We start from the raw sequence: 13,657 nt of genomic DNA, 5'->3' as shown, positions 1-13,657 counted from the left end.
TATTTTATAAAATTAATTAAGTATCTTTGACAGTCATCTTAGCCTCTTATTTAAGGAAAAAGCTTTATGCTTAAAATAAGTCTTTTTTTAGTGAAATTAATGCATCTCATATAATTCTTTGCTATTTATACGAAAGCAGAATCTCCAGTCAAAGCGCGTCCAATTACTAAGGCATTAATTTCATGTGTACCTTCGTACGTGTAAATCGCTTCTGCATCAGAGAAGAAACGTGCAATATCATAATCGTCAGCTAGTATGCCATTACCACCTGTAATACCGCGGCCCATAGCTACTGTCTCACGCAAACGTAAGGCATTCATCATCTTCGCCGTTGAAGTTGCAACCTCGTCATATTCACCATGTGCTTGCATATTAGCTAATTGAGCACATGTTGCCATTGCTTGAGCTAAATTACCTTGCATCATTGCTAGCTTTTCTTGTATTAACTGATATTTACTAATTGGTTTGCCAAATTGCTTACGCTCAGTGACATAATCTAATGTGGCACGTAAAGCGCCAGCCATACCACCTGTAGCCATATAAGCAACGCCTGCTCTCGTTGAATAAAGAATTTTGGCAATATCTTTAAAGCTTGTTATGTTTTGTAAGCGATCCGCTTCATCTACTTTGACATTAGTTAATTTAATTAGTGCGTTAGGAACAATGCGAAGTGCGATTTTATTATCAATGACTTCAATATCGACGCCATCTTGTTCTGGTCTGACTACAAAGCAATGGGGTTTGCCAGTTTCTTTATTTACTGCGAATACTGGAATGACATCAGATACATGTGCACCACCAATCCATTTCTTTTCACCATTGATAACCCAAGTATCGCCTTGGCGTTCAGCGATTGTTTCAAGACCTCCCGCAACGTCCGAACCGTGTTCTGGTTCAGTTAAAGCAAAGCATGTACGCAGTTCATGTGACTGTAATTTAGGTACATATTTCGCAATTTGTTCTTTGCTACCTCCGAAATAGAAAGTGTTATGCCCTAAACCTTGGTGAACACCGAGTAGGGTAGCTAAGGAAATATCAAATCGCGCGAGTAGGTAAGACATGAAAAACTGAAATAGTTGACTAGGCATTTTGGCGTTTGGACGATCCTTGTAAAGTAATGGATTGTTAAAATAATTTAATTCTCCCAGATCTTTAAAATAGTCCTCGGGTACAGTAGCGTCTATCCAATGTTGATTAATATTTTCACGGTACTTACTTTCTAGCAATGAATCTACTTGTTGTAAAAATTCGACTTCACCGTCTGTTAAACCTTTAGCAATACTAAGTACATCTTCAGGAAATAATGTTTTTAAGACCGTTTCTTTTTCAAATGCCATATAAATTCCTCCTAAAAATAATATGAATACTAATGTGAAATGCATTTAATTCAAAAACAACACGCTTTATTTGTAAACGCTTACACTAAATATCAAAAATTTTTATCACCTTTAAAGTGTTTGTGAGACTTTGTCATTCATCATTTGTCGAATCGCAAGTTTATCTGGTTTCTGCGTACTGTTTAACGGCATATGTGTCACTGGTACATACATTCTTGGGACTTTATAACCTGCTAAACGACTTCGCATATGTTGATCTAAAATTTTAGCGTAATGAGGTTCATCTTCGCGAAGTATAATGGCTGCAGCAATTGATTCACCATATTTTGGATGATCATAGCCAACGACCACACACCGGTCTACTAGTGGATGCTCAGCTAAAGCATTTTCGACTTCAGATGGTAAGACATTTTCGCCACCAGTTATGATTAATTCTTTTTTGCGGTCAATAATAAATATATCGCCATCGTCGTCCATCTTCGCTAAGTCACCAGTTAATAAATAACGACCATGAAATGCTTTGGCAGTCTCTGCTGGTTTATTCCAATATCCTGGCGTGACATTTTTAGCCTTAATTGCAAGTTCGCCAATCTCACCAGTAGGTACTTCCTCACCGTTATCATCAAGGATACGTGCATCAACGAACATGACTGCTTTACCAATACTCATTGGCTTACGTTTTGAATTTTCCGGTGTATTAACAAGTACAAGAGGTGCTTCAGTTAAACCATAGCCGTTAATAATGTTTATGCCATATTGTTTAAAAGCTGCTTGGATACTTGGTAATGGTTGTGAACCACCTTGGATGATATAATCCATAGCTTTAAAATTTTCAGGATTAAAATTACTAGCACGTAGCGTACTATAATACATTGTCGGAATCATGATAATAAATGTAGGTTGATATTGTGCAATCATGTCATTCAATTCTTCGCCGTTAAAGTAACGTTGAAGAATAAGTGTGCCACCTGACATTAATACTGGTAATACAGTATCGTTAAACCCTAAAACATGGAACATTGGTGTTGATACAATCGTAATATAGTTTGAATTGAACTTGTACGTTAGCTCTAAGTTTGCACCGTTATGAACGAATGATTCATATGAGAACATCACACCTTTAGGTGATCCGGTTGTACCACTTGTATAAATTAATGCTGCAAGGTCTTGTGGTTCAACAGGAGTTGCTTGAAAAGGTTGGTGATAATCTGGATTTACGATTTCATCATATTGCGCTACATCAATATCCATATGCAATAAGTTTTGGTCAATATCGGTGAGTGAACTTAAATGTTTTTCAGCATAGAAGAGCAGTTTTAATTGTGCATCTTCCACAATGGCTGCAATTTCTTTTGGGTTAAGCCGCCAATTCAATGGTAAAAAAACCGCACCTGTTTTAAAACAAGCAAATAATAAATCTAATATTGCAATATCATTTGGCGCAAAAATACCGATAACATCGCCTTTTTTAACACCTTGAGATGTTAAATAATGTGCCATATTATCAGCGCGTGCATTGAGTTGTTGGTATGTCCAAGATGTTTGTTTTGCGTGATCAATAACGGCAGGCTTGTCATCATCGAAGTCTGAACGCGTTTTTATCCAATCGAAATTCATTAGTATACCCCCTTTAGCTTCACTTTCATACTTTATGAATTGATTGTTTAAGTTGTCCCCATTTTTCTTTGTAAATGCTGGTATCAATTAATTTTAAATGATCAGCAATAATTGGTTTAAAAGCCATTTGATTCAAAATATCTTTATGCAAATCAAGACCTGGTGCAATTTCAATTAGTTTCAAGCCTTGATTGGTGAGTTCGAATACTGCACGATCAGTAACAAAATAGACTTCTTGCTCGAGTGATTGTGAATATTGTGCATTAAAGTCGATATGGCTCACATCTGATACAAATTTCTGGTTTTGTCCTTCAGTTTCAATGTTTAATCGTTGATTATGACATGAGACATGACTGCCAGCTACAAAAGTACCTGAAAAGATAATTTTATTTACAGATTGCGTAATGTCTATAAAGCCGCCACATCCATTTAGTCGGTCATTGAAGTAAGACACGTTGACATTGCCGTATTGATCAACCTCAGCAAAGCTAAGATAGGCAACTGATACACCATTGTTATAAATAAAATCCCATGCTCGATCATGAGGCATGCGCACATCTGCATTGTAATTCATACCAAAATGTTCACGACTCCCAACGAATCCACCGAAAATGCCAACATCTAAAATCGGTTGCACATCATGTTCAACACATTCTTCATGCAATAAATTAGAGAGTTCATTATTGATGCCATAACCGATGCTAATTGTATCGCCATAAGTTAAAAACTGAGCAGCACGTCGGAGAATCAATTTGCGACTATTAAAAGGTAATGCGGGTTCAGGTATTCCATCAATTCGTTCTTCTCCAGACAAGGCTGGTAAATAATGACTTTGAATTACTTGGCGGTGATTCTTTTCATCTTCTGTGACGTATACATAATCGACAAGATTTCCTGGGATAACAACTTCATTCGGTTTTAGTTGATAGTCGTCAACTAAATCTTTAACTTGTACAATAACTTTCCCATGATTGGCTTTCGCGTTTAATGCGACATGATAACACTCGCTCAAGTACGCTTCTTGAGTTAAATAAATGTTACCTTGTTGATCTGCGTATGTTCCTCTCAGTAGTGCCACATCAACGCTAGGGAATGTGTAATGTAAGTATGTTTCATCGTTGATGGTTACTAATGAAACTAAATCATCCGTTGTTCGTGTATTTACTTTACCGCCACCGTATCTAGGATCAACAGCTGTGTTTAATCCGATTTTAGTAATAACTCCAGGTAATAATTGATTACTCTGACGATAATGAGTTGCAATGATACCTTGTGGTAAAAAATAAGCTTCAATGTCATTATTTTTCATTGCTTGTGCCGTTTTGGAAGAAGCCGTTAAAATACTCATAATGACACGTTTAATCATGCGACGTTCTATAAAATCATCTAAATCCGGTGCGGCACCTAAACTATGAATATCATTCGCTAATATAAACGTTAAATCATTGGGCGTATGAAATGTGTCATGTTGCGCTAACACAGCACGTAGAACTTCGGCGGGTAAGTTGGCTACAGCTAATGCTGGTAAACCAATCACATCACCATCTTTAATGATATGTTGTAAGTCGTGCCATGTGATTTGTTTCAAGCAAGTCACCTCCATCACATTTGATAAAATATAGCGTTTTTACACTTTGTGTAAACCCTTACAAGAAATATAACATAACGACGTTTAAAATCAATTAGAAATATCTTTTTATTCTGATAATAGACACAGTATAGACACATTTTGATGGTCGATAACAATTGTAATATCAAGGGTTTGTAATGAATTGAATATCATTAAAATACTTATATAAAAATATTGCTCGGAATATAAAAAGTTAAATAGGTATTGATTTTTAAATATGAAATACAAAGCGCCCAATCGAACAAAGTATTTATATTAAAATATGGAAAATTCATCAATATTAAATTAAAATAGTTTTATTATGAAAAGTGAAAGTAGGTAAGTCTATGGAAGGTCTTAATCATCGAAGAAATACAGAAAAAGAAGAGACAACACAAACGCAATCAGTTGCACCTAATACAGGTGAAGAGGAGATGTCATCAGCAATTACACAATCAACTAAGACGTCCGACATACATAATGAATCTATCGATAAACAAATGGAAGCCAAAGCGCATGAAACAGCGCAAAATACAGATTTAAAAAATGAAGCAAGAAGTTTATTTGATAATGCAACCAAATCTATCGGTAGACTAGCCGGCAATGATGAAAGCTTAAATCTTAATTTAAAAGATATGTTTTCTGAAGTATTTAAGCCACATACTAAAAACGAAGCAGATGAAATATTTATAGCGGGTACTGCTAAAACTACGCCAGCAATTTGTGACATATCAGAAGAATGGGGGAAGCCATGGCTCTTTTCTCGAGTATTCATCGCTTTCACAGTAACATTTATTGGATTATGGGTCATGGCAGCAATTTTTAATAACACTAACGCGATTCCGGGTCTCATTTTTATAGGGGCTTTAACAGTACCATTATCGGGTTTGTTCTTCTTTTATGAATCAAATGCGTTTAAAAATATTAGCATTTTTGAAGTTATTATCATGTTCTTTATTGGCGGCGTATTTTCATTACTAAGTACGATGGTATTATATAGATTTGTCGTTTTTAGTGATCAATTCGAAAGGTTTGGTTCTTTAACATTTTTCGATGCATTTTTAGTAGGATTAGTTGAAGAAACTGGAAAAGCACTCATTATTGTTTATTTCGTCAATAAATTGAAAACAAATAAGATTTTGAATGGATTATTAATCGGTGCTGCTATTGGTGCAGGTTTCGCAGTTTTTGAATCAGCAGGTTATATTTTGAATTTCGCTTTAGGAGAAAATGTCCCATTATTAGATATTGTCTTCACACGTGCGTGGACTGCGATTGGTGGTCATTTAGTTTGGTCAGCGATTGTTGGTGCTGCAATAGTTATTGCGAAAGAACAGCATGGCTTTGAATTCAAAGATATTTTTGATAAACGCTTTTTAATATTCTTTTTATCAGCCGTTGGTTTACATGGCATTTGGGATACATCATTAACGATTCTTGGCAGTGATACGTTGAAAATATTTATTTTAATCGTTATTGTGTGGATACTTGTATTCATTTTAATGGGGGCAGGTTTAAAACAAGTGAATTTACTGCAGAAAGAATTTAAAGAACAACAGAAAAAAGTAGACGAATAATAATTAAAGCTTATGTTGCTCATATGTTTGTGACATAAGCTATTTTTATAATTTGTCTTTAAAAGAGTGGAATAGGAATACTTTTCGGAGTTAAAAAAGTGTTTCACGTTAAACAAATAGTGACAATTAGATTTATATAAAATGAACATGATTCACTGAAAGTATGTAATAATTATTTTATTGAAATTCATCAAACAGAAATTAATACAATCATATAAGCAAATTAAACCACGCCATAATCATATTGGATGACTTCGGCGTGGTTTTTATAGTTGAAGCAGGGCTGAGACATAAATCAATGTCCCACACTCCCTTATCGTTCAATCGTTGTTCGATAATCGATTAAATAGATACCTTCAGGTGTTACTTTATAATTTTTAACCTTAGAGTTAGCAGCGACTATTTGATCGTTGTAAGCAATATAACTGTTTGGTACATCTCGACTTGATAATTTAATAATATCATTAGAAATATTGTGACGTTCCTTAACATCTACAGTATGATTCAATTGATTAATTAAATCATCGACGTTGCTATTATTGTAGGCTCCTTTATTAATAGCACCATCTTTTTTATATGCTTGATTAAAGAAATAACCAGTATCTCCACGAGGAATTGTTCCGAAACTATACATCGTTGCATCCCATGCAGAACGGTCTTTTAAGTAACCTTCTATGTCATCAACACTTTTAATGTCGATTTCAATATTTGCTTTTTTAGCATCTGATTGTAATACTTGCGCAATTTTCGATAGCTCTGGACGACCGTCATACGTAATTAACTTAATTTTTAAAGGGTGTTCTTTTGTATAACCATCTTTAGCTAACAACGTTTTTGCTTGTTCGATATTTTGTTTGGTTAACTTAGGTTCTTTAATATATGGAATTTTATCATTAAATGGACTCGTTGCAGGTTTCGCATAACCTTGATAAATATGATCTGCAATACCTTGTCTATCAATGATATGATCTAATGCTTCACGAACGGATTTAGTCATTTTTTTATTAGTATGATTATACATAAGTAAAGAAGTTCTAAATCCAGATTCTTTTGACACTTTTAAATTTTGATTATTTTCTATGTCATGAACTTTATTAACTGGGACATCAGTTATTAAATCATCTTTTTGAGATTCTAAATTTCTGACGCGATTATTGCCGTCTTCTTGGTACGTCACAGTAATATGATCAAGTTTCGGTTTACCTTGCCAATAGTCCTTAAAATTCGACAATGATATTTTTCGAGATTGCTTATAATCTTTTATTTGGTAAGGGCCTGTACCAACAGGAGTTTGATTAACATCTGATTTAGCATCTGTATCATAAATTGCCATAAAAGGATTAGCTAATTCAGATACAAGTTCAGGGTAAGCGGAGTTGGTTTTAATTGTCAGTTTTTGACCTTTAGCGGTAATTGATGATATTGGTAATGAATATTTGACCAAGTCGCTTTTTTTCATGCTATTTTCAAGGCTAGATTTCACTTTTTCTGCAGTCAATTTTTGACCGTTTTGAAATTTAATATTATCTTTTAATTCTATATCTAACGTTGTATCATTTGGTTGATGATACGATTTCACTAATGCTTTTTCTATTTTTCCTTGATCATTTGTTTTAAATAATGATTCTGCAGCACCAATCTTAACTGGTACATCTGTTTCATAAGGTGCAATAGACTTTGTTTTTAACGGTAACGAAATATTTAAGTCTTTGCCAGATGAATGCATTGAGCCACATCCTGATAACACTAATACTGCTGAAAATATAGTTGCTAGTCTTTTAAACTTCATTTCATTAACACTCTCTTTCTAATTACTATGTAAAACCCAACAATTAATATTTTAAAACTTTATTTTGTTAAAGTAAAATATTGTTCAAGTTTAGTAATCATTAAATTTCAATTAATTGTAGTAATTATGCTTTTTAAAAATAAATATTAGAAATGAAGTTAGCAACATTTATAGTGATTCACGATAAACATATATACCTAAGTATTGAGCAACTGCTGTAGTACTACAGCTTGGTTATGTTTAGTATCTTTTGCTGCATATAACAATAGAACATGATTATGCTGATTTACAATATCCTTTAATTTGTCAAAAGCATCTTTTTGTGCATCCTGATCACGTAATTCTTTTTCATATTTTTCTTTAAAAGCTCCAAAAAGTTTAGGATCATGTTGGAACCATTGTCGCAACTCAGTAGAAGGGGCAATGTCTTTTAACCAATAATCTAGGTTAGCAGTTCTTTTCGAAATACCTCTCGGCCAGACTCTATCGACTAGGATACGAATAGCGTCGGTATTATCTTTATTGTCATAAATCCGTCCAATATCTACGGTCATCTTGTGAACTCCTTTCTTATGAAATTCAGTGAGCATACATCAATGCATGTTGTGGTGGGACGACGAAATAAATTTTGCGAAAATCTCATTACTGTCCCACTCCCAATTAAAAAACAGCCATGACAAAGTAAAGTCATAGCTGTTTTTGTATATATGTTATTTATTTTTACGTTTAGTTAAATACTTCAAACCAACTGCAAAGACGGTGTAACCGGCAAGTGTTTGAATCAATGTTTTGATTAAATTGTTATTTTTAACAATAATATTTGCAGTAACAATACTTACGAAATATAATGCAAATACTTTTACGTAACGTTGATTAAGTTTCATATGAGCACTAAACCTCTTTTCTCAGTTATACTGCAACGCTTAGTCTTGGAATAAACGTTTCGTAGTGTACGCGATCCATATCGTAATTTAAAGATTTAAGTGCTTCGATCATAGATTGTAAGAATTTTGTACCACCACAGATATAAATTTCAGGTTTATTTGCTAAAAATACTTGTAATTCTTCAGCACCAATATAGCCTTGTTTATCTTTTAAGTGTGTATATAATTTAGCGTTGTCATGATGGCTTGCGATACTGTTGAAGTTGTCTTTGAAAGGTAAATGTTGTTCATTTTCAGCAACTTGAACCATCTGTGTATCTAAACCTTTGGCAGAGGCAGCTTCATACATAGCTACTAAAGGTGTAACACCAATACCTGAACCTAAGAAAAGTTGTGGTTCAGTCGTATTCTCTAATACGAATCCACCTACAGGCGCAGCTAAATTAATCATATCGCCTTCTTTAATCTCATCGTGTAAAATTGTTGAAACTTCGCCTTCATGTTCTGTTGTGACATCACGTTTAACGCCAAAAGTTAAATGGTTTTTTTCACCTGATACGATAGAATAGTGACGTTTAGCTCTATATGGAAGTTTATCACTAGAAACATCAACTGTGATGTATTGGCCTGGTGTAAATTCACTAAAGTCATATTCTTCAGTTTCAACTGTAAATGATTTAATGTCTTCAGATTCTTGTTTAATATTGGTAATTTTGAATGGTTTAAAACCAATCCACATCATTTGATCATAAATTTCTTTTTCAATTTGGATGAACACATCCGCAATAACGCCATATGCTTTTGCCCAAGCTTGAATGACAGGATCATTTTCTTCTAATCCTGTCACGTCTTGGATTGCTTTTAATAAATTTTCCCCCACAATTGGATAATGTTCAGCATAAACTTGTAATGCACAGTGTTTATATGCGACTGGCATAATGACTGGTTTAATAACACTTAAGTTATCGATATTAACCGCAGCGGCCATTACAGCTTGTGCTAATGCTGAAGATTGCATGCCTCGTTTTTGGTTCGTTTGATTAAACATGTTTAAAAGTTCAGGATGCGCTTTAAACATTTTTGGATAAAAGATTGACGTAATTTCTGTCCCTTTCTCTTTAAGTAAAGGCACCGTTTGTTTGATAATGTCTTTCTCTTGTTCTGTAAGCATGATACTCCTCCTTTAATCTGTCTATTTTGATTATTCTACTAAAAATTTCGATATTCAATTAATTGGTTTGAGAAAATATAAATAAAATGGCAAATTTGATAATTGTATGACATTTTTAATTTTTTAAATACTTATCAATAAGCATTGTGTACAATTGTCTGTTTGCACACCGACGATTGCGCGCATTTATTTGACTAATTCAAAAAACATTGTTGTTTTCTTAGAAAAAAGTAAACATGATAATAAAAATGTGAAAGTGTAAATAATCACTGGCGAAGTACGAAGACTAAAGACATCTAAGATGTAATCGTATACAAATTAAAAAGGTGTAAAAATTAAAATAAAATGTGAAATAAATCACAATTTAATATTGACCCAGTACTTAATGCATGTTACATTTTATATGTGAAATAAATCACAAACTTAAAAGCGGATGACACATGACCTTTTAAGTTATGCGTTGAAAATAAAAGAGATGTTTATTTGCTTTTGTATCGTCAATAAGCAGCATTAAACTAACATATTTGAAGCTACACGTATGTTAGTGAATTAATCATAAGGGAGTTTTTGTAATGAACAAATTTAAAGGGAACAAAGTTGTATTAATAGGTAATGGTGCAGTAGGTTCAAGCTACGCATTTTCATTAGTGAACCAAAGCATTGTTGATGAATTAGTCATCATTGATTTAGACACTGAAAAAGTTCGAGGAGATGTTATGGATTTAAAACATGCCACACCATATTCTCCAACAACAGTTCGTGTGAAAGCTGGCGAATACAGTGATTGTCATGATGCGGATCTAGTTGTCATCTGTGCTGGTGCTGCACAAAAACCTGGAGAAACACGTTTAGATTTAGTATCTAAAAACTTGAAAATATTCAAATCAATTGTTGGTGAAGTAATGGCATCAAAATTTGATGGTATTTTCTTGGTAGCTACAAATCCTGTTGATATTTTAGCGTATGCAACATGGAAATTCTCTGGTTTACCTAAAGAACGTGTTATAGGTTCTGGTACAATTTTAGACTCTGCACGCTTTAGATTATTGTTAAGCGAAGCGTTCGATGTTGCGCCACGTAGCGTCGATGCTCAAATTATTGGTGAACATGGTGACACTGAATTACCAGTATGGTCACACGCTAATATTGCGGGTCAACCTTTGAAGACATTACTTGAACAACGTCCTGAGGGCAAAGCGCAAATTGAACAAATTTTTGTTCAAACACGTGATGCAGCATATGACATTATTCAAGCTAAAGGTGCCACTTATTATGGTGTTGCAATGGGATTAGCTAGAATTACTGAAGCGATTTTCAGAAATGAAGATGCCGTATTGACTGTATCAGCATTATTAGAAGGCGAATATGATGAAGAAGATGTTTATATTGGTGTTCCAGCAGTCATCAATAGAAACGGTATTCGCAACGTCGTAGAAATCCCATTAAACGACGAAGAACAAAGCAAGTTCGCACATTCAGCTAAAACATTAAAAGATATTATGGCTGAAGCAGAAGAACTTAAATAACTTTTTATAAAATCTATACCATTCCAAAAATTGTAAAACCTTACCCCAAAAATTGTATAAAGGGCTATTTGATACAACTATATGTGTCGAGTAGCCCTATTTTTAATGTAGTGAAAGTCGTTGTTGAAATTAAATTCAAATCTGGCACTTAAGCTTTAATCATAGCATTAAGATGATTGTCTAGCAGAGGCGATTTGCGGGCTCACTACAGTGCATGATGAACTTAATGCTTCAAATGTAACATTAAAAATAAAAGCAACGATGTCACTTCTTACTTCGTACATCGTTGCCATTAGTTCTGTTGATATTTCGGTTAGTCTTAATCCCCGAGCAATTCTTCAATTTCATTTTTGATAACTGTAACGTGAGGCCCATAAATTACTTGCACACCAGTGCCTTGCTGGATTACACCTTTGGCACCAGTACTTTCGAGTAATGCTTTATCGACTTTGTCATTTTGATGAAGTGTGACGCGTAGTCTCGTTGCACAACAGTCAACGATTTCAATGTTATCTTTGCCTCCCAAACCAGCAACAATAGTTTGTGCTCTTTCAGTAGCCTCAACTTGTTGTGCTGCAGCTTTATCTTCTCGACCAGGTGTTTTGAAATTAAATTTCGTAATTAAGAATCTGAAAACGATGTAATACAAACAGAACCACACAATTCCAATAGGTATGACGTATAGGTAGTTTGTTTTACTATTACCTTGTAGCACACCAAAAAGTAAGAAATCGATAAAGCCTCCACTGAAGGTTTGACCAATTGTAATGTTGAAAATGTCTGACATCATAAATGCTAATCCATCAAAGAAGGCATGGATTACATAAAGAATAGGTGCGACAAACAAGAAACTAAACTCTAAAGGTTCGGTAATACCTGTTAAAAATGAAGTGAGTGCAGCGGATAACATTAAACCGCCGACAACTTTTTTATGTTCAGGTTTAGCTGTGTGATAAATTGCAAGTGCGGCACCACATAAGCCGAACATCATCGTAATAAAACGGCCTGACATAAAGCGTGACACACCTGAATAATACTTCGTCACATCTGGATCACCAAGTTGAGCAAAGAAGATGTTCTGCGTACCTTGAACTAAGTGTCCTTTGACTTCTAAAGTACCACCAAGTGCCGTCTGCCAAAACGGTAAGTAAAAAATATGATGTAAACCGAGTGGACCTAACAATCTTAAGATGAAGCCATAAACAAAAGTACCGATGGCACCTGTTTTCGTTACAAATCCACCAACATGATAAATGCCGGCTTGTATGCTTGGCCAAATGAAAAACATCAATACACCTAAAAAGATTGCGGCAAATGCTGTGACAATAGGGACAAATCTAGAGCCACCAAAGAAACCTAAATACGGTGGTAATACCACTTTGTGATATTTGTTGTGAAGTATTGCGGTCATAATACCTGTGATAATCCCGCCAAAAACACCGGTTTCAACCGTTTGTATACCGAGCACCATGCCTTGTCCATTTTGTGCAAGCTGATCTTTTGCCAATGTGCCCGTGATAGTTAATAAGCCATTCATAGTTGCGTTCATAATTAAGAAACCGAGTAGTGCAGCTAAACCTGCAGTACCTTTATCGCTTCTAGATAATCCGATTGCGACACCAATTGCAAAGATGACTGGTAAATTTTGGAAAACAATACTACCTGCAGCTGACATTAATGTAAAAATATTTTGTAATAAGGTAATATCTAAAATAGGGTATGCTTTAACGGTGTTTGGATTACTTAATGCACCACCGATACCCAACAATAGACCTGCAGCTGGTAAGATTGCGATAGGTAGCATAAAGGACTTGCCGAACTGCTGTGCTTTTTCAAATAAAGATTTCATCAACATCCCTCCTAATTATTCTCAATATAGCTTTTGAGAAATTTAATATCAATATATATTCTGTGTATGAAAATATTTTTCATAAAAATTGTTTGAATCATGTAACAATCATATAAATTGCTGTTTATATTGTTGTGAAAATGAGTTGACAAAAGTCGGTATAGATATGTAGACATCCTATTTTTAGCGAGGTAGGTTGATAAGGCATATCGGATAAATTTATAAGCCATAAAATAGATAAATAGTGTTTGTATCCAAAAATATGAGAAAGTTAAAACTATTTTTCAAAATAAACATG

The 13,657-nt window shown here is 34.3% G+C and carries 12 protein-coding genes; 3 read left to right on the top strand and 9 right to left on the bottom strand.

Annotated elements, in window-relative coordinates; all coding sequences use genetic code 11:
• Positions 1-125: 125 nt before the first annotated feature.
• From fadE to fadX, 3 genes are all read right to left on the bottom strand, one after another.
• Positions 126-1,337: an acyl-CoA dehydrogenase FadE gene (gene fadE / locus JQN76_RS02385; protein ID WP_000863505.1), complete on the bottom strand. Its 1,212-nt coding sequence runs from the start codon at positions 1,335-1,337 to the stop codon at positions 126-128.
• A 111-nt stretch (positions 1,338-1,448) separates the two neighbouring features.
• Complete coding sequence (gene fadD, locus JQN76_RS02380; RefSeq protein WP_001008405.1) at positions 1,449-2,954, bottom strand: long-chain-fatty-acid--CoA ligase FadD; 1,506 nt, start codon at positions 2,952-2,954, stop codon at positions 1,449-1,451.
• Between the two features lie 25 nt (positions 2,955-2,979).
• On the bottom strand, positions 2,980-4,542 hold the full coding sequence (fadX, locus tag JQN76_RS02375; RefSeq protein WP_001836753.1) for a fatty acid degradation protein FadX: 1,563 nt from the start codon (positions 4,540-4,542) through the stop codon (positions 2,980-2,982).
• 455 nt (positions 4,543-4,997) lie between these two features.
• Between fadX and JQN76_RS02370 the strand changes: the two genes are divergently transcribed.
• On the top strand, positions 4,998-6,140 hold the full coding sequence (locus tag JQN76_RS02370; protein WP_072433548.1) for a PrsW family intramembrane metalloprotease: 1,143 nt from the start codon (positions 4,998-5,000) through the stop codon (positions 6,138-6,140).
• A gap of 313 nt (positions 6,141-6,453) precedes the next feature.
• Here the strand turns inward: JQN76_RS02370 and nikA are convergent, their stop codons facing one another.
• The 4 genes from nikA to JQN76_RS02350 form a co-directional block, all read right to left on the bottom strand.
• The gene (nikA, locus tag JQN76_RS02365) at positions 6,454-7,929 is read right to left on the bottom strand and encodes a nickel ABC transporter substrate-binding protein (protein ID WP_000669650.1); all 1,476 of its coding nucleotides are present in this window, start codon (positions 7,927-7,929) and stop codon (positions 6,454-6,456) included.
• Between the two features lie 197 nt (positions 7,930-8,126).
• Positions 8,127-8,483 carry a DUF488 domain-containing protein gene (locus JQN76_RS02360; RefSeq protein ID WP_000215214.1) on the bottom strand — a complete coding sequence of 119 codons (357 nt, stop codon included), beginning with the start codon at positions 8,481-8,483 and terminating at the stop codon, positions 8,127-8,129.
• A gap of 156 nt (positions 8,484-8,639) precedes the next feature.
• The gene (locus JQN76_RS02355; protein ID WP_000773990.1) at positions 8,640-8,813 is read right to left on the bottom strand and encodes a hypothetical protein; all 174 of its coding nucleotides are present in this window, start codon (positions 8,811-8,813) and stop codon (positions 8,640-8,642) included.
• Positions 8,814-8,838: 25 nt separating this feature from the next.
• Positions 8,839-9,984, bottom strand: coding sequence for a globin domain-containing protein (locus tag JQN76_RS02350; protein ID WP_000954807.1), 1,146 nt, complete (start codon positions 9,982-9,984; stop codon positions 8,839-8,841).
• Between the two features lie 154 nt (positions 9,985-10,138).
• Between JQN76_RS02350 and JQN76_RS02345 the strand changes: the two genes are divergently transcribed.
• Positions 10,139-10,246 (top strand): hypothetical protein, encoded by a 108-nt coding sequence (locus JQN76_RS02345; protein ID WP_001791329.1) that lies wholly within the window; start codon positions 10,139-10,141, stop codon positions 10,244-10,246.
• Between the two features lie 310 nt (positions 10,247-10,556).
• On the top strand, positions 10,557-11,510 hold the full coding sequence (locus JQN76_RS02340) for an L-lactate dehydrogenase (protein ID WP_001031880.1): 954 nt from the start codon (positions 10,557-10,559) through the stop codon (positions 11,508-11,510).
• A 167-nt stretch (positions 11,511-11,677) separates the two neighbouring features.
• On the opposite strand, the gene JQN76_RS14250 is transcribed toward JQN76_RS02340, so the two are convergent.
• Both JQN76_RS14250 and ptsG read right to left on the bottom strand, forming a co-directional pair.
• The gene (locus JQN76_RS14250) at positions 11,678-11,803 is read right to left on the bottom strand and encodes a hypothetical protein (protein ID WP_001789457.1); all 126 of its coding nucleotides are present in this window, start codon (positions 11,801-11,803) and stop codon (positions 11,678-11,680) included.
• A 26-nt stretch (positions 11,804-11,829) separates the two neighbouring features.
• Positions 11,830-13,359, bottom strand: coding sequence for a glucose-specific PTS transporter subunit IIBC (gene ptsG / locus JQN76_RS02335; protein ID WP_000838210.1), 1,530 nt, complete (start codon positions 13,357-13,359; stop codon positions 11,830-11,832).
• Between the last annotated feature and the right edge of the window lie 298 nt (positions 13,360-13,657).

It is taken from the genome of Staphylococcus sp. SM3655 (assembly GCF_016917315.1).
GTDB lineage: Bacteria > Bacillota > Bacilli > Staphylococcales > Staphylococcaceae > Staphylococcus > Staphylococcus aureus.
This window is presented reverse-complemented; position numbering and strand designations above follow the sequence as displayed.

Excerpts from the sequence above, each read along its gene's own strand:
- JQN76_RS02360 (WP_000215214.1), bottom strand. The coding sequence starts at position 8,483 with ATGACCGTAGATATTGGACGGATTTATGACAATAAAGATAATACCGAC.
- fadD (WP_001008405.1), bottom strand. The coding sequence starts at position 2,954 with ATGAATTTCGATTGGATAAAAACGCGTTCAGACTTCGATGATGACAAG.
- JQN76_RS02340 (WP_001031880.1), top strand. The coding sequence starts at position 10,557 with ATGAACAAATTTAAAGGGAACAAAGTTGTATTAATAGGTAATGGTGCA.
- JQN76_RS02370 (WP_072433548.1), top strand. The coding sequence starts at position 4,998 with ATGTCATCAGCAATTACACAATCAACTAAGACGTCCGACATACATAAT.
- JQN76_RS02355 (WP_000773990.1), bottom strand. The coding sequence starts at position 8,813 with ATGAAACTTAATCAACGTTACGTAAAAGTATTTGCATTATATTTCGTA.
- ptsG (WP_000838210.1), bottom strand. The coding sequence starts at position 13,359 with ATGAAATCTTTATTTGAAAAAGCACAGCAGTTCGGCAAGTCCTTTATG.
- fadE (WP_000863505.1), bottom strand. The coding sequence starts at position 1,337 with ATGGCATTTGAAAAAGAAACGGTCTTAAAAACATTATTTCCTGAAGAT.
- JQN76_RS14250 (WP_001789457.1), bottom strand. The coding sequence starts at position 11,803 with ATGGCAACGATGTACGAAGTAAGAAGTGACATCGTTGCTTTTATTTTT.
- JQN76_RS02350 (WP_000954807.1), bottom strand. The coding sequence starts at position 9,984 with ATGCTTACAGAACAAGAGAAAGACATTATCAAACAAACGGTGCCTTTA.
- nikA (WP_000669650.1), bottom strand. The coding sequence starts at position 7,929 with ATGAAGTTTAAAAGACTAGCAACTATATTTTCAGCAGTATTAGTGTTA.